Annotated in this window: 23 protein-coding genes; 12 read left to right on the forward strand and 11 right to left on the reverse strand. The window is 67.6% G+C overall.

What is annotated here, in order from left to right; translation table 11 throughout:
* The first annotated feature begins 491 nt into the window (after nt 1–491).
* The 4 genes from AC5P56_RS09385 to AC5P56_RS09400 all read left to right on the forward strand — a co-directional run bounded on the left by AC5P56_RS09385 (nt 492) and on the right by AC5P56_RS09400 (nt 3,849).
* Complete coding sequence (locus tag AC5P56_RS09385; protein WP_032957791.1) at nt 492–1,340, forward strand: MurR/RpiR family transcriptional regulator; 849 nt, start codon at nt 492–494, stop codon at nt 1,338–1,340.
* A 15-nt stretch (nt 1,341–1,355) separates the two neighbouring features.
* Nucleotides 1,356–2,117, forward strand: a complete 762-nt coding sequence (locus AC5P56_RS09390; protein ID WP_049441421.1) for a L,D-transpeptidase family protein — start codon at nt 1,356–1,358, stop codon at nt 2,115–2,117.
* Nucleotides 2,114–3,415 carry an APC family permease gene (locus tag AC5P56_RS09395; RefSeq protein ID WP_053495441.1) on the forward strand — a complete coding sequence of 434 codons (1,302 nt, stop codon included), beginning with the start codon at nt 2,114–2,116 and terminating at the stop codon, nt 3,413–3,415. Before AC5P56_RS09390 ends, AC5P56_RS09395 begins: the two co-directional genes overlap by 4 nt.
* 110 nt (nt 3,416–3,525) lie before the next feature.
* Nucleotides 3,526–3,849: a hypothetical protein gene (locus AC5P56_RS09400; protein WP_014645711.1), complete on the forward strand. Its 324-nt coding sequence runs from the start codon at nt 3,526–3,528 to the stop codon at nt 3,847–3,849.
* Between the two features lie 107 nt (nt 3,850–3,956).
* Here the strand turns inward: AC5P56_RS09400 and yiaA are convergent, their stop codons facing one another.
* Nucleotides 3,957–4,409, reverse strand: coding sequence for an inner membrane protein YiaA (gene yiaA / locus AC5P56_RS09405; RefSeq protein WP_014645710.1), 453 nt, complete (start codon nt 4,407–4,409; stop codon nt 3,957–3,959).
* Between the two features lie 168 nt (nt 4,410–4,577).
* Here yiaA and AC5P56_RS09410 point away from each other — a divergent pair, with 168 nt between their 5' ends.
* Nucleotides 4,578–5,744, forward strand: coding sequence for a PQQ-dependent sugar dehydrogenase (locus AC5P56_RS09410; protein ID WP_495231559.1), 1,167 nt, complete (start codon nt 4,578–4,580; stop codon nt 5,742–5,744).
* Between the two features lie 110 nt (nt 5,745–5,854).
* Here AC5P56_RS09410 and AC5P56_RS09415 read toward each other — a convergent pair whose 3' ends face one another.
* The 4 genes from AC5P56_RS09415 to folB all read right to left on the reverse strand — a co-directional run bounded on the left by AC5P56_RS09415 (nt 5,855) and on the right by folB (nt 10,554).
* The gene (locus tag AC5P56_RS09415) at nt 5,855–6,406 is read right to left on the reverse strand and encodes a hypothetical protein (RefSeq protein ID WP_049441418.1); all 552 of its coding nucleotides are present in this window, start codon (nt 6,404–6,406) and stop codon (nt 5,855–5,857) included.
* Nucleotides 6,407–6,534: 128 nt separating this feature from the next.
* Nucleotides 6,535–8,709, reverse strand: a complete 2,175-nt coding sequence (locus AC5P56_RS09420) for a glycoside hydrolase family 3 N-terminal domain-containing protein (RefSeq protein WP_049441415.1) — start codon at nt 8,707–8,709, stop codon at nt 6,535–6,537.
* A gap of 128 nt (nt 8,710–8,837) precedes the next feature.
* Entirely contained in the window at nt 8,838–10,109 is a 1,272-nt protein-coding gene (locus AC5P56_RS09425) for a mechanosensitive ion channel family protein (RefSeq protein WP_046428231.1), read from the reverse strand.
* A gap of 91 nt (nt 10,110–10,200) precedes the next feature.
* A complete protein-coding gene (gene folB, locus AC5P56_RS09430) occupies nt 10,201–10,554 on the reverse strand; it encodes a dihydroneopterin aldolase (protein WP_005407807.1) in 354 nt (117 codons plus the stop codon).
* 357 nt (nt 10,555–10,911) lie between these two features.
* Between folB and AC5P56_RS09435 the strand changes: the two genes are divergently transcribed.
* The gene (locus AC5P56_RS09435) at nt 10,912–11,577 is read left to right on the forward strand and encodes a hypothetical protein (RefSeq protein ID WP_495231560.1); all 666 of its coding nucleotides are present in this window, start codon (nt 10,912–10,914) and stop codon (nt 11,575–11,577) included.
* A 33-nt stretch (nt 11,578–11,610) separates the two neighbouring features.
* On the opposite strand, the gene tsaD is transcribed toward AC5P56_RS09435, so the two are convergent.
* Complete coding sequence (tsaD, locus tag AC5P56_RS09440) at nt 11,611–12,636, reverse strand: tRNA (adenosine(37)-N6)-threonylcarbamoyltransferase complex transferase subunit TsaD (protein WP_032957776.1); 1,026 nt, start codon at nt 12,634–12,636, stop codon at nt 11,611–11,613.
* A gap of 166 nt (nt 12,637–12,802) precedes the next feature.
* Between tsaD and rpsU the strand changes: the two genes are divergently transcribed.
* From rpsU to AC5P56_RS09470, 6 genes are all read left to right on the forward strand, one after another.
* A complete protein-coding gene (gene rpsU / locus AC5P56_RS09445; RefSeq protein ID WP_002808376.1) occupies nt 12,803–13,018 on the forward strand; it encodes a 30S ribosomal protein S21 in 216 nt (71 codons plus the stop codon).
* Nucleotides 13,019–13,151: 133 nt separating this feature from the next.
* On the forward strand, nt 13,152–13,595 hold the full coding sequence (locus tag AC5P56_RS09450; RefSeq protein WP_014645703.1) for a GatB/YqeY domain-containing protein: 444 nt from the start codon (nt 13,152–13,154) through the stop codon (nt 13,593–13,595).
* A 105-nt stretch (nt 13,596–13,700) separates the two neighbouring features.
* A complete protein-coding gene (locus AC5P56_RS09455) occupies nt 13,701–14,621 on the forward strand; it encodes a YihY/virulence factor BrkB family protein (protein WP_032957774.1) in 921 nt (306 codons plus the stop codon).
* 61 nt (nt 14,622–14,682) lie between these two features.
* Complete coding sequence (dnaG, locus tag AC5P56_RS09460; RefSeq protein WP_032957772.1) at nt 14,683–16,422, forward strand: DNA primase; 1,740 nt, start codon at nt 14,683–14,685, stop codon at nt 16,420–16,422.
* A 27-nt stretch (nt 16,423–16,449) separates the two neighbouring features.
* On the forward strand, nt 16,450–16,950 hold the full coding sequence (locus AC5P56_RS09465; protein WP_032957770.1) for a protein tyrosine phosphatase family protein: 501 nt from the start codon (nt 16,450–16,452) through the stop codon (nt 16,948–16,950).
* Between the two features lie 28 nt (nt 16,951–16,978).
* Nucleotides 16,979–17,950, forward strand: a complete 972-nt coding sequence (locus AC5P56_RS09470) for a bile acid:sodium symporter family protein (RefSeq protein ID WP_032957769.1) — start codon at nt 16,979–16,981, stop codon at nt 17,948–17,950.
* A gap of 115 nt (nt 17,951–18,065) precedes the next feature.
* Here AC5P56_RS09470 and AC5P56_RS09475 read toward each other — a convergent pair whose 3' ends face one another.
* The 5 genes from AC5P56_RS09475 to AC5P56_RS09495 all read right to left on the reverse strand — a co-directional run bounded on the left by AC5P56_RS09475 (nt 18,066) and on the right by AC5P56_RS09495 (nt 22,465).
* Complete coding sequence (locus AC5P56_RS09475; protein WP_032957767.1) at nt 18,066–18,875, reverse strand: hypothetical protein; 810 nt, start codon at nt 18,873–18,875, stop codon at nt 18,066–18,068.
* Between the two features lie 136 nt (nt 18,876–19,011).
* Nucleotides 19,012–19,905, reverse strand: coding sequence for a heme o synthase (gene cyoE, locus AC5P56_RS09480; RefSeq protein ID WP_032957764.1), 894 nt, complete (start codon nt 19,903–19,905; stop codon nt 19,012–19,014).
* A gap of 4 nt (nt 19,906–19,909) precedes the next feature.
* Nucleotides 19,910–21,073, reverse strand: coding sequence for a COX15/CtaA family protein (locus tag AC5P56_RS09485; RefSeq protein ID WP_041863006.1), 1,164 nt, complete (start codon nt 21,071–21,073; stop codon nt 19,910–19,912).
* A gap of 10 nt (nt 21,074–21,083) precedes the next feature.
* On the reverse strand, nt 21,084–21,653 hold the full coding sequence (locus AC5P56_RS09490) for a redox-active disulfide-containing membrane protein (protein WP_046428212.1): 570 nt from the start codon (nt 21,651–21,653) through the stop codon (nt 21,084–21,086).
* 95 nt (nt 21,654–21,748) lie between these two features.
* Nucleotides 21,749–22,465, reverse strand: a complete 717-nt coding sequence (locus AC5P56_RS09495) for an SURF1 family protein (protein WP_069118093.1) — start codon at nt 22,463–22,465, stop codon at nt 21,749–21,751.
* Nucleotides 22,466–22,508 lie beyond the last annotated feature (43 nt).

Below are 22,508 nucleotides of genomic sequence, written 5' to 3' on the forward strand. Positions count from 1 at the left end.
CGTGCCACTGACGCTGGGTCGCGCGTTACTTTTCTTTTCGCGAAAAGAAAAGTAACCAAAAGAAACGCTCCGCCGGCCGCGAGCCGGTGCTACGCACCGGTTCCCTGCGCTCCTCGGCCCGTCGAGGGACGGCGCGGGAACTCGCTGCGCTCAGACACCCGCGCCTCTTCGCCCTCGCCGGACCTGCGGTGCTCGGCTCGCTACAAGGCGGACTCAACGTCCAATGCAACAGCTGCACCCAGTAGATCCACGCCACGCGTGGAAGCGCTTGTTTTTGCCCTACCCCGTAATCCCTTCGCGGCTGGCACGCGCGCGATGTGTCCAGGGTCGGGCGGGTGGGGCTTGCGGGGGTGTCCGCCGCATGGATGCGGCGGCCAAGCCTACACGGACGTACTTGCGGCGTCCCCCGCAATCCCCACCTGCCCGACCCACCCCATAATTCGCTTTATGCGGCCAACCGCAACGCCTTTGCAGACCCCCGGACACCCCGCATGCCGCCCCTGCTGAAGATCCGCACCGAGCGTGGGCAGATGTCGGCCATCGAGCGCCGCATCGCCGACTTCATCCTCGACAACGCCCACCTGCTGCGCGACTACTCCTCCCAGCAGCTGGCCAGCGCGCTCGGCATCAGCCAGTCCAGCGTGGTGAAGTTCAGCCAGAAGCTTGGCTTCAAGGGCTACCCGGATCTGAAGTACTCCATCGGCCAGGACGTGGCCCGCGCAGGTGCCGATCCGCAGCAGGCGCCCGACGAACCCGACAGCGGCGATGACTACCTGCGCCTGGGCGAGGCCCTGCGCCGCAGCAAGGCGCAGGCCGAGGAGGAAACACGCCAGGCCAATCCACGCGGGGAGATCGAGCGCATCGTGCAGCTGCTCGACGGTGCGCCCAAACTGTTCGTCTACGGCCTGGGTGACGACGGCCTGTTCGCCCGCGAGTTCGCCATGCGGCTGTCGCTGCTCGGACTGCTGGTGGTGCCGCATACCGATCCGATCCTGATGCTGGCCAACCTCTCGGCCGCACGCCCCGGCGATGCGCTGCTGATGTTCTCCGAGTTCGGCAACCTGCCCCAGCTTTCACAGTTGTCGCGGCAGTTCCAGGACATGGGTGGCAAGGTGATTTCCATCACCCGCCACACCGCCAACCCGCTGCGCGCGCATGCGGATGCGGCACTGGCGGTCTGCGCGCACGACCGCACGCCACAGGTCGCGCAGCTGCTGTACCGTAGCGCCATGCACGCCCTGCTCGATTTCCTGTTCGTGCTGCTCTGCCACACCAATCCGGATCGCCAGCAGCAGCTTGCGGTGAACCTGGAGCGGATCGACCACCTGCTGGATTCCTGATCGGAGCACCTGTTGATGAAATCGCTGGTTCGCCTCGCTACCGCTGCACTGCTGCTTGCTACGGCGGTGTCCGTTCACGCGGCGCCGCTGGATGGCGCGCGCCAGCTGATCGTGGTCACCAGCGAAGGCTGGGACAGCACCCAGGGGCAACTGCAGGCCTATGTGCGCGATGGCCAGGGCTGGCACCCGCATGGCCAGGCGTTCCCGGTGGCGCTTGGCCGCACCGGCAGCGCCTGGGGCCTGGGCCTGCATCCGGCACAGGCCGATGGCCCGCAGAAGCAGGAAGGCGATGGCCGCAGCCCGGCCGGCATATTCGCGCTCGGCAGTGCGTTCGGCTATGCCGTCACCCGCCGCGGCACTGCCATGCCCTACCAGCCGATGCTGGACAGCAGCTACTGCATGGACGTACCCGGTTCGCCGTTCTACAACCGCATCGTCGATGAAAAGAAGGTCGGCAATGCAGCGGTCAAGGGCTCCACCGAGCCGATGCGGCTGGACCTGCACAACAAGGGCGACGTGCGCTACCGGGAAGGCTTCGTCATCGCCCACAACCCGGACAACCAGCCCGGCAAGGGCAGCTGCATCTTCGCCCATCTGTGGCGCCAGCCCGGCGAGGCCACCGCCGGCTGCACGGCCATGCCGCAGGAACGCATGCAGGCACTGCTGGACTGGCTGCGGCCGCAGGACGCGCCGCGTTTCGTGCTCCTGCCGCGCGCGGAGTACAAGCGCCTGCAGGCGCAGTGGCAATTGCCCGCGCTGGCCGGAGACGTCCGTTGAGCACGCAGGACGAACCGCAGCTGCAACGCGCGGTCAGCCGCTGGCAGATCGTCGGCCTGTCGATCAACGATGTGATCGGCAGCGGCATCTACCTGCTGCCGGCCGCCACCGTCGCCCTGCTCGGCCCCTTCAGCCTGTGGGGCGTGGTCGCCGCTGGCATCGTCGTCGCGCTGCTGGTGCTGTGCTACGCGCAGGCCGCCAGCTACTTCGATGAACCCGGCGGCAGCTACCTGTATGCACGCGAGGCGTTCGGGCGCTTCGCCGGTTTCGAGATCGGCTGGATGATCTGGCTGACCCGCATCAGCTCGGCCGCTGCGCTCAGCAACGCGCTGGCCGACGCGGTTGCGCGTTTCTGGCCGTGGGCCGATGCCGGCCTGGGCCGCATCGCGGTGATCGTGGTATCGCTGGGCTTCCTCACCGGCATCAACATCATCGGCGTGCGCTCGGCCGCGCGTACCGGCGTGGTGCTGGTGATCGGCAAGATGCTGCCGCTGCTGCTGTTCGTGGCCATCGGTGCGTTCTACATCGACCCACAGCTGGCCTTCTCCGGCCAACGCCCGGACCCGCATGACCTGCAGCGCATGGGCGAAGCCGCCTTGCTGCTGCTTTACGCCTACGCGGGCTTCGAGAACATCCCGGCCGCCGCCGGCGAGTACCGCAATCCGCGCCGCGATATTCCGTTCGCCCTGATCACCATGATCATCACCGTCACCGTCATCTACGGCGCGGTGCAGGTGGTGGCGCAGGGAACGCTGGCCGGCCTGTCCAGTTCGGCCACCCCGCTGGCCGATGCCGCCGCCGGTTTCGGTGGCGAAGCACTGGCGCTGATCCTGACCGTCGGTGCCACCATCTCCATCCTCGGCACCAACAGCAACACGATGATGATGGGCCCACGCTTCCTGTTCGCACTGGCCCGCGATGGCTACGGCCCGAAGATCCTGGCCCAGGTGCATCCACGCTTCCACACCCCGGCCGCGTCGATCCTCTGCCAGGGCCTGATCGCGCTCGGCCTGGCCCTGTCCGGTTCGTTCGTGCAGCTGGCCCTGCTGTCGATGACGACGCGCCTGTTCGCCTACATCGGCACTGCCGCAGCAGTCCTGGTACTGGCCAAGCGCTACGCCGACCGCCCGGGCGCCTTGAAGCTGCCCGGCGGGCCGTTGATTCCGGTGCTGGCGCTGCTGCTGTGCCTGGCGCTGTTCGCCAGTGCCAGCTGGCAGAACATCGCTGCTGCGCTGGTGGCGTTCGCCATCGGCGCGGTGATCTACACGCTGCCGCGAAAAGATACCGACGCCGGATGACCGATAGCGCCGGGCCATGCCCGGCGGATTGATCTGGTGATCACGCTGCCGGACCGGGCCGTTAACCGCCACACAGGCACGATCGGGCTACGTCCACAACGGAGCCTTCCATGACCGAGTACCAGATCCCCGGCCGCGTACCGGACGACAGCACACCGCGCGACGCGATCAGCAACTACTGGCGCGAACGCTACACGGCCGAGCCGTACTACGACGACCAGCTGTTCTTCGAGGACTACGAGCCGGCCTATCGCATCGGCCACGCCGCGCGTGCACAGGACATGATCCGCGCCTATGAACAGGTCGAGGCCGAGCTCGAATCACGCTGGGCCAACGAACGCGGCCGCAGCCGCCTGGACTGGGCGCAGGCACGCAATGCGGTGCGTCGTGGCTGGGAGGAGGCACAGCTGGCGGATCCGCGGCTGGCACGATAGCGCCAGGCTTCTGTAGAGCCGAGCCTGCGCTCGGCTCTCGCACCTCGTCTGTAACGTCGAGCCACGCTCGACTGAGCCGAGCATGGCCCGGCTCTACATCGGATCGATCACTCCTGTTCCGGCAGCGGCGGCACGATCGCGCTGCGCTTGCTCTCGCCCCCACCGGCGGCGATCAGGTCGCGGGTGTTCTTCTGCACCGCCACCGCGCCGAACAGCGACAGCGCATACGCCATGCCATAGAAGCCCTTCTCACTCGGCGCCAGCGTGGCATTCCACAGGCCGACCAGCAGCAGCATCAGCGCCGACAGCAGCGCGAACCAGCACAGCGCGTAGTACAGGCCACTCACCGGAATGCCTTCGACGCGGTCGCGCACGCTCTTCTGCAGCGACACCGCCGCGAACAGGCCGAACAGCAGCAGGGTCAGGTAGTAGCCCTTCTCGTTGAGCGCCATCGTGGCGTTGAACAGGCCGATCAGGTACGCCGCCGCCCCCAGCAGCAGGGCCACCCAGGAGGCGGCGATGAAGGCGGTGGACGGCTTGTGGGGCATGGCAGTGTTCATTGCAGGTCCTTGGCAGGCAGGCGGGCACGCTTTGCCCGGGCGTGCCCACCCTAGACGATCCCGCCGCGCTCGCACAGGGGGCGCAGGACCTTCGGGCCACGACGCTCACGGTGCCGGTGGTATACAAGGGACAGCCCGGCCATCCGCATCCCCGCACTGGAGATACCCATGACCCGCACGCCCCTGCTGCTCGCCCTCGGCCTCGTGCCGATCCTTGCCACCTCCGCCTGCAATGCCGCCGATCCGGCCGCCAACGGTGCGCAGACCGCCACGGCGGCCTCTGCCGCCACCGACCAGCGCCCGTTCACCGCCACCGAAGTCAGCCGCTTCGACCAGCCCTGGGCGATGACCTTCCTGCCCGACGGCAGCCTGCTGGTCACCGAAAAGCGCGGCAAGCTCCAGCACCTGGACCCGGCCAGCGGCCAGAAGCACGAGATCACCGGCGTTCCGAAGGTCGCCTATGCTGGCCAGGGTGGTTTCGGCGACATCATCCTGCACCCGGATTTCGCCCGGAATCATGTCGTTTACGTCAGCTATGCCGAGGAAGGCACGCTGGATACCCGCGGTGCCGCGGTGGCCCGGGCCACGCTGGCACTGGATGCCAACGGCGGTGGCCAGCTGAAGGACCTGAAGGTGATCTGGCGGCAGAGCCCCAAGGTCAGCGGTGAGGGTCACTACGGGCATCGCCTCGCCTTCGGCCCGGACGGCAAGCTGTGGATCAGCTCCAGCGAGCGCCAGAAGTTCGATCCGGCCCAGGACATGGGCAGCAACCTCGGCAAGATCATCCGCCTCAACGACGATGGCAGCCTGCCCGCCGACAATCCGTTCGCGTCGCAGGGCGGGGTGGCCGCACAGGTCTGGTCGCTGGGCCACCGCAACATCCTCGGCATGGCCTTCGATGCCAACGGCAAGCTGTGGGCGCACGAGATGGGCCCGGCCGGCGGCGACGAACTGAACCTGATCGTGCGTGGCGCCAACTACGGCTACCCGATCGTTTCCAACGGTGACCATTACGACGGCCGGCCGATTCCCGACCACGATACGCGCCCGGAATTCGCCGCGCCGAAGGTGACCTGGACGCCGGTGATCTCGCCGGCCGGCTTCGTGATCTACAGCGGCAGCCTGTTCCCGCAGTGGAAGGGCAGCGGCTTCATCGGTGGCCTGTCGTCCACCTCGCTGGTGCGCGTGGCCTTCGATGGCGACAGCGCGCGCGAAGCCGAGCGCTTCAACATGGGCGAGCGCATCCGCGAAGTGGAACAGGGCCCGGACGGCGCGCTGTGGCTGCTGGAAGACGGCAGCACGGCGCGCCTGCTGAAGCTCACGCCGAAGACCTGAGGTAGTGCCGGCCGCTGGCCGGCACCCTGGATCCTTCCGGCATCCTGCGGTTGCCGGCCAGCGGCCGGCACTACCCTTGCCAAACGGCCCCGCACGCGGGGCGTCTGCATTCATTGGATGGTGATGACCTTCACCTCGGTCTTCGTGCAGGCCTGGTCCAGGCACTGGCCGCTCAACCACACCTGGCCGCTGCCGATCATCACGCCCTGCTGGTTGACGAACACCTTGCCGAAGTCCTGCTCGGACACCGCCTTGACCACCTCCGGCGTGATGATCTTCTCGTAGTTGCGCTGGAACTCTCCGGGGCCGGAGATCTTCTTTCCGCCGCTGATGTTCAAGGGGAATCGCACTTCCTCGACCACCGCAGCGCGATCACCGCCGACCACGGCGGCCTTGAACGCATTGAAGACCTTTTCGAACTGCGCGGCATCGCCGAGCAGCGACTCGATGCGCGCACGCGCATCCTCGGCGGACACCTCGGCTGCCGGTGCGGCAGGTGCAGCGGCGGCTTCGGCAGCCGGCGCCGCCGGTTCAGCCGCAGGTGTCGAAGCAGCACTGGCCTCCATCGGCGGCGGCGCATCCGCTGCAGGCTCGGCCGGCGGCGCCGGCTGCGAACAGGCCGCCAGCAGCAGGGCGGGAATCAGGTAGGCCATCCGGCGCATGCGCGCACTCCATCGAACAGGAGGCCCGATGGTAGCGCCGCCACAGTGAGGACCACAAAAAAGGGGACGGAGGGGATTAAGTCGTTTTGGCACAAACGACTTAATCCCCTCCGTCCCCTTTTTTTCGATCAGGCCTTCAGCAGCTCGAACTGCACCGCTTCGCCGGCGGCCGACGAGGCACAGACCCACAGGTCGAACTGGCCCGGCTCGGCACGCAGCACGCCGTCGCGGCCGGTGAAGGCCAGTTGCTCGCGGGTCAAGGTGAACACCACTTCGGTTGACTCGCCCGGCTGCAGCGCCACCTTGCGGAAGTCCTTCAGTTCACGCACCGGACGCACGCGGCTGGCCACGCGATCATGGATGTACAGCTGCACCACTTCCTCGCCCGCCACGCGGCCGGTGTTGGTCAGCACGGTGGTGATGGTCAGGGTGTCGTCCCAGCCGAGCTGTGCCGTGCTCAGCTGCGGCACGCCGTAGGCGAAGGTGGTGTAGCCGATGCCATGGCCGAACGGGTACAGCGGTTCATTGGGAATCTCGCGCCAGCGCGCCTTGAACTCCGACATGGTCGGCAGTTCCGGACGGCCGGTGCGCGGGTGGTTGTAGAAGTACGGCTGCTGGCCGGACACCTGCGGGAAGCTGACCGGCAGGCGGCCGGACGGGCTGTAGTCGCCGAACAGTACATCGGCCACGGCATGGCCGGTCTGCGTGCCCAGGTACCAGGTCACCGCCACGGCCTGCGCATTGCGCACTGCGCCCTGCAATGCCAGCGCGCGGCCATTGCGCAGCAGCACCACCAGCGGCTTGCCGGTCATCGCCACGGCCTCGGCCAGCGCCTGCTGTGCCGGCGGCAGGGTGATCTCCACGCGCGACTGTGCTTCGCCGCTGTAGCGCTGCGGTTCGCCCAGCGCCAGCACCACCACGTCGGCACGCAGTGCGGCCGCCACAGCGGCTTCCGTGCCGCCCGGAATCGCGGCTTCCAGTTCGCAACCCGGCACGATTTCCAGCAGCGCTTCGTCGCCGATGGCGGCACGCACGCCGGTTTCCAGGTCCACGTAACGCTGCTTGTCGCCGAACAGCGTCCAGCAGCCTTCGATGTTCTCGCGGTCCTGCACGAACGGGCCGATCAGCGCGATCTTCTGCCCGGTCTTCTGCAGCGGCAGCACGTTGTCACGGTTGTTCAGCAGCACGATCGAACGCCGCGCGGCATCGCGCGACAGTTCGTCATGCGCGGCAATGTGCGAGGTATCCGCTTCGCGCGCCGGGTCCAGCGAACGGTACGGGTCGTCGAACAGGCCGATGGTCTCCTTCAGCCACAGGATGCGGCGCACGCCCTCATCCAGCACCGCCATCGGCACCTCGCCGCTCTCGACCAGGCCGGGCAGGTGCTCGGCATAGAAGCCGCTCTGCATGCTCAGGTCCAGGCCGGCGGTGAACGCCTTGGCCGTGGCATCGCGGTCATCGGCGGCGTAGCCGTGCGCGACCAGCTCCATGTCGGCGGTGTAGTCGGAGATCACCACGCCCGGGAACTTCCATTCGCCGCGCAGGATGTCGGTCAGCAGTTCGGCATTGGCACTGGCCGGCACGCCATTGATGTCATTGAACGAGGACATCACGGTGATCGCGCCGGCCTCGAAGGCGGCCTTGAACGGCGGCAGGTGCACGTCGCGCAGGGTCTGCGGCGAGATGTCCACCATGTTGTATTCCATGCCGGCCATCACCGCGCCGTAGGCGGCGAAGTGCTTGGGCGTGGCCAGCAGCGAATCGGCCGCACGCAGGTCGCTGCCCTGGAAGCCACGCACGCGGGCGGCGGCGAACGCACAGCCCAGCACCACATCCTCGCCGGCACCTTCGGCGCCACGGCCCCAGCGCTGGTCGCGGGCGATGTCCACGGCCGGCGCATAGGTCCAGTGCAGGCCCGCGGCGGTGGCTTCGATCGCAGTGGCGCGCGCGGTGCGCTCGGCCAGGTCCGGCTCGAAGCTGGCGGCCTCGCCCAGCGGAATCGGGAACACGGTGCGCATGCCGTGGATGACGTCGGCCGCCAGGATCACCGGGATACCCAGGCGGCTCTCCTCGGTGGCGACCTGCTGGATGCGGCGGCCCAGTTCGGCGCCCACACCATTGAACAGCGAGCCGACCTTGCCCTCGCGCACCTGCTGCAGCACCTGGTCGGCATTGCGCACGTTGGCTTCCGGGTTCACGTCCGGGGCGAACGGGCGGACCATGTCCGCGAAGACACCCAGCTGGCCGACCTTTTCCTCGACGGTCATCTGGGCAATGAGGGATTCGATGCGATCGGAGGCCACCGGCAGTCCTTGATGAAAACGTTTACAAGCCCGGCATTCTAGCGATCCCGAGCCGTTTGGCGAGAGGTTTCTTCATTCAGTTTCAGCCACCAGCGGGGTCCGTATGGCCCCGCCGGGGGCACCGCAGCTTACTCCGAGCCGGCCAACTGGCGCTGCCCGGCCATCAACATGGCGTCACTGGAGGCCTGGAATACCCGCAGGCCGAAGGCCGGCAGGATCGCCAGCAGGTGGTCGAAGATGTCCGACTGCACCGCCTCATACTCGGCCCAGGCAGTACTGCGGGTGAAGCAGTAGAGCTCCAGCGGCAGGCCCTCGGTGGTCGGCTGCAGCTGCCGTACCAGCAGGGTCATGTCGGTATGGATGCCCGGGTGGCTGCGCAGGTAGCGCTCCACATAGGCCCGGAACGTACCCAGGTTGGTCACGCGGCGGCTGTTGACCTCGGCCACGCCCTGCTCGCGCAGGCGCCCGTTCCACTGCCCCAGTTCCTGTTCCTTGTCGCGCAGGTAGTCGCGCAGCAGCGCGAACTCGCCGAGGAAGGCCAGGTCACCCTCGTCCAGGAAGCCGACGCTGTGCTGGTCCAGGTACAGCGCGCGCTTGATCCGGCGCCCGCCGGCCTCCTGCATGCCGCGCCAGTTCTTGAACGACTCGGTCACCAGCTTCTTGGTGGGGATGGTGGTGATGGTCTTGTCGAAGTTCTGCACGGTGATGGTGTGCAGCGCGATGTCGATGACGTCGCCGTCGGCGTTCTGGCTGGGCATCTCGATCCAGTCGCCGATGCGCACGCGGCCATCGCCACTGATCTGCACGCTGGCCACCAGCGACAGGATGGTGTCCTGGAAGATCAGCATCAGCACCGCCGTGGCCGCGCCCAGGCCGGTGACCAGATAGCGCAGGTCGACGCCCGCCAGGGTAGCGACGATCGACAGGCCGGCGATCACGAAGAGGACGATCTTGGCGACCTGCAGGTAGCCCTTGATCGGCTTGTTGCGTGCCTCGGGGCGGCGCTCGTACAGATCGTTGGCCGCATCCAGCGCATGCGAGATGGCCAGCACCACGGTCAGGATCGCCCACGCCTGGCAGGCGCCGATGATGAAGCTGACCAGGCCCGGCGGCAGGTCCGGCACGATGCGGATGCCCGAGGCGATCACCTGGCTGGGCACCACGTTCGACAGGCGCGAGATCACCCGCATCAGGTGGCTGCCGCGGCCAGTGTCAGCGCCCGGAAGGCGGCTCAGCAGCCGCCGCAGCCCGCGCAGCAGGATGCGCTTGGTCACCCAGTTGGCCAGGCCAGCGGCGATCAGCAGCGCCGAGATCATCAACGCCAGGTAGGCGCCGGGATAGGGTTCCAGTGTGTTCTGCAGCCGTTCCAGCCACTGTACCGCCACCACCGCGTCCACCATCAGTTGTCTCCTGTCTGTTTCGTTGTTGCCAAGGTTGCCAGCCAGCGGCCGGCACTACCGGGGTTGTCGGCCAGCGGCCGGCACGACCGGGTCAGTCCCGCGTGCGTTCGATGATCACGCCCACCGCGCGCGCGCCGCGCACTGCGCCCGGCTTGCTCAGCTTCAGGCGCAGCCACTTCACGTCGAATTCGTCCAGCACGATCTGCGCGCAGCGCTCGGCCAGGGTCTCGACCAGGCCGAACTCCGACTCGCGCACGAACTGTTCCAGGCGCTTGCTCACCGCCTTGTAGTTCAGGGTGTGGGCGATGTCATCGGTGGCAGCGGGGCGACGGTTGTCGAAACCCATTTCCAGGTCGAACACCAGGTCCTGGCGGATCCGTCGTTCCCAATCGTAGATACCGATCAGGGCGTCGATCGTCAGCCCCTCGATGAAAACCTTGTCCATTGCGCTTACCGGCACGAATACAGGCGGCCATGGTAACGGCACGGCGGTGAGCCTGCCCGGAACGGGCGGTGGGCCACCGGCGTGGGGTGGCCCGGAAAAAACAAAGGGCCCTGCTAGCGGGGCCCTTTGGTACTACCGTTTGTCCCCGGGGGGAGCTGAAATCCAGCCGCGAGTCCCGGTGGCGCAGGCACGCAGATTAGGCAAGGACCAGATCGCCGGTCAAGGCCAAATCCGACAGGACAGGTCAGGTATTCGTCCGAGGCAAAACGCAGAAAATCAGCCGCGCGGACAAGGACGTTCCCTGATGGTCGCCGCCGCCCACTCTCGCGAACATCGATTCCTCCTTCACCACCGCACATGACGATGGCTCCATACGATGTACTGCGGCGCGCGTTGTCAGCGGAGCGTCTGTCTACTTACGAGAGAATCGCATCGAGCTGCAGCCCCGACGTCACAGCCGAATCCCTGTACCTGTGGAACATGCGGATGTGCAGTGCACTGATGATGCCGGTCCATCTGTGCGAAGTGGTCACCCGCAACGCCGCTGCAGCTGTGCTCGCCAGGCAGCATGGCCCGCGTTGGCCTTGGAATAATGCCTTCCGACGGAGGCTGCCAACCTCATCCAGTACTTCTCCGCGCACGGTACTGGAACAACTTGCCAGCCGCGTATCCGATACACCTGGGATCGTCGCCAACCTGCCGATGGTGTTCTGGCAGCAGCTCTTTACCTGTCGCTTCGACTCCACACTTTGGATACCCGCACTCAGCAGGGTTCTGCAGCATGCTCCCTCTGCTCATCCCAGTGCCGTCAGGAAAGCCATCCATGCGGATATCGGACGCATCCGCCACCTGCGCAACCGCATCGCCCACCACGAGCCGGTCCTGGAACGTGACCTCGGCGCCGACCTGGCCGCGATCGGGCGGCTGATCCATGCCCGCTGCCCACACACGCTGGGCTGGCTGCAGCGCCATGAGCGGGCGACAACCGTGCTGGCGGCGTCGCCGTTGGCAGTGCATCGGTAATGCGTCCGCCGGGCATGGCCCGGCGCTATCGGTTCAGACCGCCGGCAGGGTCGCCATGTCCCAGCGCGGGGTCACATCCACCTTCGGCGGGCTGTGCTGGCCGGCCTGCAGGCGCAGCGCGCCGGCGAAGGCGATCATCGCGCCGTTGTCGGTGCACAGTGCCGGCCGCGGGAAGCAGGCACGGCCGCCGAGGCGCTCGGCCATCTGCTGCAGGCGGGCGCGCAGGCGCGTGTTGGCGCCGACGCCGCCGGCCACCACGATCACGTTGGTGCCGGCCGCTTCCAGTGCGCGCTCGCACTTGATCGACAGGGTCTCGACCACCGCGTCCTCAAAGCCCCGGGCGATGTCGGCGCGGGTCTGCTCGCTCTGGTCACTGTCGCGCCAGGCCATCAGGACCTGGGTCTTCAGGCCGGAGAAGCTGAAATCCAGCCCAGGGCGGTCGGTCATCGGCCGCGCGAAGCGGTACGCGCCCGGCGTGCCCTGCTCGGCCAGCCTGGCCAGCTGGGGGCCGCCCGGGTACGGCAGGCCCATCAGCTTGGCGGTCTTGTCGAAGGCTTCGCCGGCCGCGTCGTCCAGGGTCTCGCCCAGCAGGCGGTACTGGCCGATGGCGTCCACCGCCACCAGCTGGGTGTGGCCACCGGACACCAGCAGCGCCACGAACGGCGCTTCCGGCGGGTCGTCTTCCATCAGCGGGGCCAGCAGGTGGCCTTCCATATGGTGTACGCCCACGGCCGGCACCTCCAGCGCCCAGGCCAGCGAACGCGCCACGCCAGCGCCCACCAGCAGCGCGCCGACCAGGCCGGGACCGGCGGTGTAGGCCACGCCATCGATATCGCCCACGCCCAGGCCGGCGTCGGCCAGGGTCTGGCGTACCAGTGGCAGCAGCTTGCGGACATGGTCGCGGCTGGCCAGCTCGGGCACCACACCACCGTATTCGGCGTGCAGGGCGATCTGGCTGTAGACCGCATGGGCGCGCAGGGCCGCGCTGCCGGCCAGGTCGGTGTCATACACCGCCACGCCGGTCTCATCACAGGAAGATTCGATGCCAAGGACTCGCATGCCTGCTATTATGACGCCCCTGCCGCCCCCTCGGGGGACGTGCAGATCTCACTGCTTTCGAACCCCCGGCCCGTATTCAGGGTTGGCCGCTTGCAGTTTGTCGTTTCGCCGCTATAATGTGCGGCTCGCCGGGCGTGACCCGGTTCTACTGTGTCCCGGAGATTCCATGCCCAGCGTCAAAGTCCGCGAGAACGAGCCCTTCGAGTTTGCTCTTCGCCGCTTCAAGCGCACTTGCGAAAAGGCCGGTGTGCTGGCCGAAACCCGCAAGCGCGAGTTCTACGAAAAGCCGACCCAGGAGCGCAAGCGCAAGGCCGCCGCTGCTGTGAAGCGTCAGCTGCGCCGCTCGTCGCGCGACGTCACCAAGCGTCAGCGCCTGTACTGATCGGACGCATCTTCATTGCGGCGGGCCTGCCTGTCGCGATGGAGCCGAAGCCGGCACGCGCGAGCGTCGCCGGCTTTTTGCGTTTCCGGGTTCGGGCATCCGCCCCGCCCCACCTACCACCACGAGGTTCCTCATGAGCATGAAGCAGCAGCTCACCGAAGACATGAAGGCCGCCATGAAGGCGGGCGAGAAGCACAAGCTGGGCGTGATCCGCCTGATCAACGCTGCCATCAAGCAGCGCGAAGTCGACGAGCGCATCGAGCTGGACGACACCGCCGTGATCGCCGTGCTCGACAAGATGGTCAAGCAGCGCAAGGACTCGGTCAGCCAGTACGAAGCCGCCAACCGCGAAGACCTGGCCGAGATCGAGCGCGCCGAGATCGTGGTCATCGAAGCCTACCTGCCGGCCAAGATGGGCGAGGCCGAGATTGTGGCCGCCATCCAGGCCGCCATCGCCGAGACCGGTGCCGCCGGCCCGGCCGACATGGGCAAGCTGATGGGCGCGCTGAAGCCCAAGCTCGCCGGCCAGGCCGACATGGGCCTGGTCTCCAAGCTGGTCAAGCAGCTGCTGGCGTAATCCAGCACCTGGGGTCGGATCCCTTCCGCAGCGCGGAAGGGCTCTGACCCCATTGATGCACCCGCTTCACCGCACCTTCGTCGGTCGCCTGCTACAACCGCACACATGGTTGAACCCGAGCCCAACGTTCCCGTGTCCCTGCACAAGTACCTCAAGCGCCTGCAGGACAGCTTTCCGATGGCGGTGGCCAAGCGCTTCATCGACGTCGACGTGCTGACCCAGGCAGCTTCCGTCTCCTTCTACGCCCTGCTGTCGATGGCACCGTTGCTGGTGCTGCTGCTGTGGCTGACCGCCTCGCTGTACCCACCGGCCCAGCAGGCGCTGATCGACCAGATCAGCTCGGTGGCCGGCAGCAGCGCGGCTACCGTGGCCGAAACCGTTCTGAAGAACGCCGACAACCAGCCGGATGTCGGCTCGCTGGCGGGTGTGTGGAGCACGCTGCTGCTGTTCGTCGGCGCCACCGCCGTGTTCGCCCAGCTGCAGAACGCACTGAACCTGATCTTCCGCACCAGCGGCGAGCGCCTGGAAGGCCTCAAGGCCTGGCTGCGCAAGCGCGTGTTCTCGTTCGGCGTGGTGCTGGCCCTGGGCTTCCTGCTGATCCTGTCGATGACGGCCACCACGGTGCTGCAGGTGGCCTTCGCCCAGCTGCCCTCGATCCTGCCCGCGCTGGGGTACGTCACGAGCCTGCTGCTTTACGCAGTCGGCTTCGCCTTCATGTACCACTACCTGCCCGACCGCCGCGTGGCCTGGCGCCAGGCCTTCATCGGCGGCGTCATCACCTCGGCACTGTTCGCACTGGGCCGCTACGGCATCGGCGTCTACATCGCCACCGTGGCCCCCGGCAGTGCCTACGGCTCGATGGGTGCGCTGGTGATCTCGCTGGTCTGGATCTACTACGCCACCGTCGTGTTCTTCGTTGGCGCACTGATGACGGCGGTGATCGATGAGCGCCTGCGCGCGCGTCATCACCTGGCCGCAGCCGGCATTGATCCGGCAACCGCCAGCCAGGTGCCCGACAGGGGGTAAACTAGGCCGACCGCCCCCGGTTCCGTCGCGTGGTCCTGCACCGCGCCCTGCCCTGTTGCCCATGGCCCGTATCCCCGACGCTTTCATCGACGACCTGCTCGCCCGCACCGACATCGTCGAGGTGGTGGGCAGCCGCGTGCCGTTGAAGCGCCAGGGCAAGGAGTACGCCGCCCGCTGCCCGTTCCATGACGAGCGCTCGGCGTCGTTCACGGTCTCGCCCACCAAGCAGTTCTATCACTGCTTCGGCTGTGGCGCGCACGGCACCGCGATCAGCTTCCTGATGAACTACGACCGCCTCGAGTTCCTCGACGCGGTGGATGAACTGGCCAAGCGCGCCGGCATGGAAGTGCCGCGCAACGAGAATCCGCGCAGCCCGCAGCAGCAGGACGACAGCCGCGAGCTGTACTCGGCGCTGGACGCGGCGACCAAGTTCTTCCAGAAGAACCTGGAGGGCAGCGAGAAGGCCCGCAGCTACCTGGATGGGCGTGGCGTGGACGAAGAGAACCGCGCACGCTTCCAGATCGGTTACGCACCGGATGGCTACAGCGGCCTGCGCGACGCGCTGGGCAAGGACGAGCGGCGCATGAAGCTGCTCGACCGCGCCGGCCTGTTCTCCAAGAACGACCGCGGCCACGTCTACGACAAGTTCCGCGACCGGGTGATGTTCCCGATCTTCGACCGCCGTGGCCGGGTGATCGCCTTCGGCGGCCGCGTGTTCGAGAAGGACGACGGCCCCAAGTACCTCAACTCGCCCGAGACCGCGCTGTTCCACAAGGGCCGCGAACTGTACGGCCTGTGGCAGGTGCGCCAGGCCAACCAGAAGATCGAGCGGCTGATCGTGGTCGAGGGCTACATGGACGTGGTCTCGCTGTTCCAGTTCGGCGTCACCCAGGCGGTGGCAACGCTGGGTACCGCGACCACGCCGGACCATGCCGAGCTGCTGTTCCGCAACGCACCGGACGTGTTCTTCTGCTTCGACGGCGACGCCGCCGGCCGCCGCGCCGGCTGGAAGGCGCTGGAATCGGTGCTGCCGCGCATGAAGGATGGCCGCCAGGCGTTCTTCCTGTTCCTGCCCGATGGCGAGGACCCGGACACCATCGTGCGCAAGGAAGGCGCCGAGGCCTTCAACGAACGCCTGAAGCAGGCCACGCCGCTGTCGCAGTTCTTCTTCGACGAACTGACCCGCGAGATCAACCTGGGCACGCTCGATGGCAAGGCACGCCTGGCCGAACGCGCCAAGCCGATGCTGGCGCAGATTCCCGACGGCGCCTTTGGCGACCTGATGAAGCAGCAGCTGGCGCAGCTGACCGGCCTGGGCGGTACTGCCCAGGCCACGCGCGCGCCGATGCCGCAACGCCAGCCGCAGCGGACGATCCAGCCCGTGGCCAAGCGCAGCCTGGTGCGCGGCGCGATCGCCGTACTGCTGCAGCAGCCGTCGCTGGCGCTGACGCTGGGCGGCAAGCACCACTTCCAGGGCCTGCGCCTGCCCGGCGTGGAACTGCTGCTGGAGCTGCTGGGGCTGGTCGAACAGCGCCCGGACATCAGTACCGGCGCCCTGCTGGAACACTTCGACGGGCGGGAGGAACAGGCCTCGCTGCATACCCTGGCCGCACAGACGCTGCCCGGCACCGAGGCCAGCTGGACCCAGGAACTGCACGACGCAGTGGCACAGCTGGAGAAACAGCTGCTGGTGCAACGTCTGGAGGAGTTGTTGGCAAAGCAGCGCCAGCAGGGCCTGGACGATACTGACAAGTACGAACTGCGCGAGCTGCTGAAGGCGCGCGCCGGACTGCGCCTGTAGCGGCAGAACGTTTTCACGGAGAAGACCATGCTGCTGCGCCTGACCTGCCTGCTGTTGTTGTCGCTCTGCCTGTCACTGACGGCCCTGGCCGAAGACGCGCCCCTCAACGAAGTCCGCCCCGGCCTGTATGCCGGCGGCCAGCCCAGCGCCGCACAGCTGCAGGCCTTGGCTGCACAGGGCGTGCGCACTGTGATCGACCTGCGCCAGCCCGGCGAGGACCGGGGCTTCGATGAAACCCGCGTCGCCGAATCATTGGGCCTGCGCTACGTGCGCATTCCGGTGGCCGGCGCCGATGGCCTGGATACGGCCAACGTGCGCGCCGTGCACCTGGCCCTGCAGCAGAGCCAGGGGCCGGTGCTGCTGCACTGTGCGTCCGGCAACCGCGCCGGCGCCGTGCTCGGCCTGGTCAATGCACGGTACGAACATGCCAGCCCCGAACAGGCCCTTCAGCTGGGCCAGCGTGCTGGCCTGAAGTCGCTGGAAGCCGCCACCCGCCAACGCCTGGCAACGCCGGTCACCTCGCCCTGAACCCTCCGCACCAAGGACCCTGCCCACCATGACCCGCTGGTGGTCGCGCCTGCGACCGGACAACTTCACCCTCGCCCTGCTGTGCACCGTCGGCCTGGCCTCGCTGCTGCCGATGAAGGGCGCCGCCGCCATCGTCCTCGACGATGTCACCACCGTCGCCATCGCTGCACTGTTCTTCCTGCATGGCGCGCGCCTGCCGCGCGAGTCGATCATCGGCGGCATGCTGCACTGGCGGCTGCACCTGACCATCCTGGCCTGCACCTTCATCCTGTTCCCGCTGCTGGGGCTGATGTTCAAGCCACTGTCGGGCTGGCTGCTGACCCCGGAGCTGTACCTGGGCGTGCTGTTCCTGTGCACCCTGCCCTCCACCGTGCAGTCGTCCATCGCGTTCACTTCGATGGCGCATGGCAACGTGCCCGCAGCGGTGTGCAGCGCTTCGCTGTCGAGCATCCTCGGCGTGTTCCTGACCCCGCTGCTGCTGACCGCGCTGGCCGGCACCTCGGGCGGCATCCATGATCCGCTGCATGCGATCGGCGGCATCATGCTGCAGCTGCTGGTGCCGTTCGTGGCTGGCCACCTGCTGCGGCCGTGGATTGCCGGCTGGGTGGAACGCCAGCGCGCGCTGCTGCGCTACACCGACCAGGCCACCATCCTGCTGGTGGTGTACTCGGCTTTCGGCGAAGCCGTCACCGAAGGCCTGTGGAGCAAGACCCCGCTGCTGTCGCTGCTGGCTGTGGCCATCGTGGCCGCTGTGCTGCTGGGCATCGCCATGCCGCTGATCACCTTCATCGCCCGTCGCCTGCGCTTCAACCGCGAGGACGAGATCGCCATCGTGTTCTGCGGCTCGAAGAAGAGCCTGGCCACCGGCGTGCCGATCGCCAAGGTGCTGTTCGCCGGCGGCAGCCTGGGCGCCATCGTGCTGCCGGTGATGATCTACCACCAGATCCAGCTGATCGTCTGCGGCGTGATCGCGCAGCGGTATGCGCGGCGCAAGCCCTGACAGGGCGCGCGGGTTGTTCCGGGTAGACCATCCACGCATGGCGTGGATCTACTCCATACCACGGATGGCGTGAACCACAGTAGATCCACGCCATGCGTGGATGGGTTGCCTGACGCTACGGATCCACGAGCGTGCCGACGCTCAGCTCCGGCATCCACACCCACAGGTCGTACGCCCGTTCCGCATGGGTATCGCCCCGCAGCCGCGGGGCCACCTGCTCTGGAAGTGGCCGCGCCATGCAACGGTCCGCGCACGCCCACGCCTGGCCACGCAGCGCACCCAACCGCACGCTGTAGATATCCAGGTCCCGCAGCTGGGAGGCCATCGGCCGCCTCTGCATTTCCGGCGGCATACCTTCCGGCCGCCGCAGCATGGCGTGGACATTGCCAGTCAGCACCAGCATGCGTGCATTGTCTGGCAACCCTCGATAGAGCCGTCGCAATTCGGCTGCCATGAAGTCATCGCGCGCCTGGTTGCCGCCACTGCTGGCATTGACGTCATAGCCAACCACTTCGATCACGCGCCCCTGCGCCTTCAGCACACGCAGGCCTTCGATCATCGCCAGCATGTCGCGGCTGCGGCGACCATCATGCTGGTCATCGCGCACGGTCCAGAACGCGCGGCCGCGCAGGTGCCGGCGCGCCGCGGCCCCGCCATCGGATTCCAGATAGTCGCGCAGCACAGGGTTCTCGGCGCGTGGCAGTTCCAGCGCCAGCAGGACCGGCGCGCCATTGCGGCTGTAGTCGTCCACCAGCTGCCGCACCAGCAGTGGCGTCTCGCGTGTGCCGTGGAATTCGCCCAGCACCAGCATGCGATGGCCAGCGGCGTATTGGCGGATCTGCGCGGTAGTGTCGTCGGCATGCGCGGTCACGGCCATGCCCAGCGCCAGCATCAGCGCGGTGGTCCAACGGAAGAACGAATGCATCCCTGCTGCTTCCTTTCCTTGGGGTCAGGAACAGCAATGGCGACGCCGAGACGGCGGTTCAAGGTGATCCACGTCATGCGAGGATGTCCGCGCGATCAGGTGGGGTCAGAGCCCCTTCGGGGATCCGACCCCGAGGTCACAGCCAGGGCAGGATCCAGTGGTCCACCAGCAGGAAGGCAAACAGCGCCATCAGGTAGACGATGGAGTAATAGAACATCTTCATCGAGAACAGCTCGTCCGGCGGGTTCAGCATGCGCCAGGCGTACCAGAGGAACACGGCGTTGAGCACGATCGCGCCGCCCAGGTAGAACGCACCGCTCATGCCCACCAGGTACGGCAGCAGGCACACCAGCGCCAGCACCACCGAATACACCATGATCTGCTTGCGGGTATGCGCCACGCCGTGGGTCACCGGCAGCATCGGGATCTCCGCCTTGGCGTAATCCTCGCGGCGGAAGATCGCCAGCGCCCAGAAGTGCGGCGGGGTCCAGATGAAGATGATCAGCACCAGCAGCGACGAGTACGCCCAGTCCGACGAACCCTGCATGCCGGTCACTGCGGCCCAGCCCAGCATCGGCGGCATCGCGCCGGCCAGGCCACCGATGACGATGTTCTGCGAGGTCGCACGCTTGAGGTACACGGTGTAGATCACCGCGTAGCCGATCAGCGAGGCGAAGGTCAGCACTGCGGTGATCAGGTTCACCCACAGCACCAGGAGGGTCATCGACAGCACGATCAGCACGCCGGCAAACACCAGCACCTGCCACGGCTTGACCTTGCCCACCACCAGCGGGCGCCACGAGGTGCGCGCCATCTGCGCATCGATGTGCGCGTCCAGCAGCTGGTTGATGGCGGCCGCGGCCGAGGCCGCCAGCCAGATGCCGAGGAAGCCGAGCAGGCCGGCGCGCACCTGCTCCCAGCTCGGCACGCCGGGGATGGCCAGGACCATGCCGACCAGGGCGGTGAAGACGATCAGGGCGACGACCTTGGGCTTGGTCAGGTCCCAGTACTGGCGGTAATTGGAAAACATGGAATCAGTCCGGGGCACGCAGGCGGGCCAGCAGGCTGACCAGTACGAACAACAGGGCAACGGCCACGCCGTTGTGGGCCACGGCCACTTCCAGCGGCAGCGCCAGCTTCACGTTGAGGATGCCGAGCGTGACCTGCAGCACCAGCAGCGCGATCAGCGCGCTGGCCCAGCCACGCATGCTCGGCAACCGGAACAGGCGCACGCCAAGCCACAGCAGGTAGACGGCCACCACCACCGCGAACAGGCGGTGCGCCATCTGGATGGCGATGCGCGAAGCGCCATCCAGCACACCGCCTTCGTAATCCACGCCGATGCCGCGCCACAGGGTGAAGCCTTCGACGAAGTTGTGCTGCGGCCACCACTGGTTGGCGCAGCGCGGGAAGTTGTCCAGCGAGGCGCTGCCACCGCCGCAGGCGAGTGCGGCGTAGTTGGCGCTGACCCAACCACCCAGCGCGATCTGGGTAACCAGCACCGCCACGCCGATGCGCATCAGCCACTTCAGCTTCGGCGCTTCAGCCAGGGTGATCGGCATGTGCGTCGCGCGCCAGGCCATCCACACCAGCAGGCCGAACATCAGCATGCCGCCCAGCAGATGGCCCATCACCACGATGGGTTTGAGCAGCAGGGTCACCGTCCACATGCCCAGCAGGGCCTGGAAGATCACCACCGCCAAGGTCAGCAGCGCCGCACGTGCGAGATCGATGTTGCTCCAGCGCAGCGCGGCGATCAGCAGGATCGCCTCGCCGGTCAAGGCCAGGGCACTGGCGGTGCCGTGCCAGCCCATCATGTACAGCGGTATGCCGGCGGCCACCAGCACGCAGGCGGTCACCACCGCCGTGCTTCCGAATCGCCGCTTGCGCGTGGCCAGCAGCGCCAGGGTCAGGATCTCGATGCCCAGCGCGCCGGCCAGGAAGCGATGCACCTGTTCTCGCCAGGCCTTGTGGGTCTCCAGCGGGCGGATCTCCGCCGCCGGGTGGCCGATGGTCTCTTCCACGTGCTGCGGCCAGGTGGCCTGGCCATAGCAGGTCGGCCAGTCCGGGCAACTCAGGCCGGCATCGGACAGGCGCACGAAGGCGCCGAACATGATCGTGCTCGCGGTCATGATCATGGCGAACCACGCCAGGCGGTGGAAATTGCGGTGCAGCGCCGGACGCGCGGAAAGGCTCATCAAACGGGACTCACTTCAGTTTCAGCAACGTGGCCATGTCCTTGCGCAGGCCGCCGAGGTCGGAACCCGGGGCATGGCGCATGATCACGAAGCCGTTCGGATCGATCACGTAGACCGGCAGTCCCGCCGGATCGTCGACGCCCGGCAACGCCGCGCGCAGGGCTGGCGACGGAGCCAGCGGCCGCAGCGCGGGCAGCGAGGCGATCGACGCCGGTGGTGTACCCAGCCACAGGATCTCGACATTATCGGCGTTATGGCCGAACAGCTGCCACACCTTGCCCAGTCCCTGCGACAAAGTGACGCACTGCGCGTCGCAGGCACCGGCCGGCGCCACCAGCAGGCGCCAGGTACGGGCCTCGGGGTTCCAGGGGTAGGACTGGCCGCTGGCCAGGGTCGGCGCCTGCTGGCGCAGGTCCACCGGCGGCTTCAGCAGCTGGCCGGCATTGCGGTGCCCGGTCGGCTGCCAACCGGAGAAGCGCAGCACGGCGGCCAGTGCCATCGCCCCGAAGAACACGGCAAACAGCAGCACCAGGGTCCGGCGGCCGGAACCGCGCGCCTGCGGGGACGTAGCAGTGTTCATGCGGGGCATTTTCTCATGGTTGGGTAGGGGATGCCGGTAGTGCCGGCCGCTGGCCGGCATCCAGGATTGCGGGGGTTGCCGGCCAACGGCCGGCACTACCGGGTAATCACGCGCCTCCGCCGCCGCTCCAGCACCACGGCCACCACCAGCACGGTTAGTGCCAGCCCGAACCACTGCACGGCGTAGCCCAGGTGGCGCTGAGGCGGCAGCGTGTTCGGCAGCAGGTCCAGATCGCGCTCGTCGCCAAAGGGCAGCGCCGGGTCCAGCCTCAGCACGCGGTCGGGTAGCGCCTGCAGCCCCAGCGCGCGCGCCAGCCCGTCGTCCGGCAACCGGCTGGCCAGCCAGCGCCCGGCCTCACCGGTAGCAGAGAACGCCGGGCCCAGTAGCAGTCCCGCCGACGGTGGCGGCGCGAGCAGCCCGCGCACGGCCACCGGCGAAGGCGGCGACGGCACCTCCGGAAGCGTGCGATCCGGCGGCAGCGCACGCCAACCGAGGTCGACCAGCAGCACGCTGCCGTCGTCACTGCGGAAGGGGCGATAGATCTTCACGCCGGCGCGGCCATGCCGGATCTGGTTGTCCAGCAGTACCACGCCGGGCAGGAAGCGACCGTGGTCGGCCACGCCGTGCAACGCGCCGGGCGCCGCCAGGGCCTGCGACAGCGGCAACGCCTGTGCCACGGCTGGACCCTGTGCATCCAACATTGCCTGTTTGGCATGCATGCGCTGCAGCTGCCACAGCCCCAATGCGGTGAATCCGGCCATCGCCAGCACGGCCAGCAACCATCCGAACACGCGCGTGTGCTGGCGCATCATGACAAGTCCGCGCAAACGCGGTCAGATAGGCACATCCACCCTG

The organism is Stenotrophomonas sp. YJH_SMC_131, assembly GCF_059367975.1.